The following is a 1,362-nucleotide window of genomic DNA, read 5'->3' on the forward strand; positions in this document are numbered from 1 at the left end:
GGAGTTCAACCTGTTCGAGGTCTACGGCCTCGACACCGTCCTCGACACCGGCGAGTTCGGCGATCTCGACGCCGATACCGTGCGCACCATGCTCGGCGAGGCCGCCCGCCTCGCCGAGGGCCCCGTCGCCGAGCCCTTCGCCGAAACCGACCGAACCCCACCGGTCTTCGACCCGGCAACGCATTCGGTCCGGCTGCCCGCCCCGTTCAAGAAGGCCGTCCGTGCCTGGCTCGACGCCGAGTGGCCGCGGCTGGCCAAGACCCCGGAGATCGGGGGCGTGCCCGCACCGCAGATGGTGGGCTGGGCGGTCAACGAGTTCCTACTCGGCGCGCAACCAGCCGCCTACATGTACTCGAGCGGTGCCACGATCGCCGCGGTGCTCGCCGAGGTCGGTACCGCACAACAGAAGCAGTGGGCCGCCCAGATGGTCGAGCGCGACTGGGGCGCCACCATGGTCCTCACCGAACCCGATGCAGGTTCCGATGTCGGCGCCGGTCGCACCAAGGCGATCCGCCAGGACGACGGCACCTGGCACATCGAGGGCGTCAAGCGGTTCATCACCTCCGCCGACTCCGACGACCTGTTCGCCAACATCGTCCACCTGGTCCTGGCCCGCCCCGAAGGCGCGGGCCCCGGCACCAAGGGATTGAGCCTGTTCATCGTGCCGAAGTTCCACTTCGACCACGAGACCTACGCACTCGGCGACCGCAACGGCGTGTTCGTCACCAATGTCGAACACAAGATGGGGCTCAAGGCCTCGGCCACCTGTGAACTCACCTTCGGCGGCCACGGGGTCCCTGCCGTGGGGTACCTCGTCGGGGACGTGCACAACGGCATCGCCCAGATGTTCAAGGTCATCGAGGAAGCCCGGATGATGGTGGGCACCAAGGCCATCGCGACCCTGTCCACCGGCTACCTCAACGCCCTCGAGTACGCGAAGTCGCGGGTCCAGGGCGCGGATCTGACCCAGGCCTCGGACAAGACCGCCCCCAAGGTCTCCATCATCCACCACCCCGACGTGCGCCGGTCGCTGCTCATGCAGAAGGCCTACGCGGAGGGCCTGCGCTCGGTGTACCTCTACACCGCAGGCCATCAGGATCCGGCTGTCGCCCAGCATATTTCGGGTGCCGACGCCGAGCTGGCCGCCCGGGTCAACGACCTGCTGCTACCGATCGTCAAGGGTGTCGGGTCCGAACGCGCCTACCAGTACCTCACCGAGTCCCTGCAAACCTTCGGCGGTTCGGGCTTCCTGCAGGACTACCCGATCGAGCAGTACATCCGCGACGCCAAGATCGACTCCCTCTACGAGGGCACCACCGCGATCCAGGCCCAGGACTTCTTCTTCCGCAAGATCGCCCGCGA

1 protein-coding gene is annotated in these 1,362 nt (G+C 67.3%); it reads left to right on the forward strand.

All coding sequences use genetic code 11. The annotated features are described in order from the left end of the window. Positions 1-1,362 (forward strand): acyl-CoA dehydrogenase family protein (locus IEY60_RS35415; RefSeq protein WP_189034933.1); only part of this gene is annotated, 1,362 nt, incomplete at both ends.

The sequence above is a fragment of the Nocardia rhizosphaerihabitans genome (assembly GCF_014646295.1).
GTDB lineage: Bacteria > Actinomycetota > Actinomycetes > Mycobacteriales > Mycobacteriaceae > Nocardia > Nocardia rhizosphaerihabitans.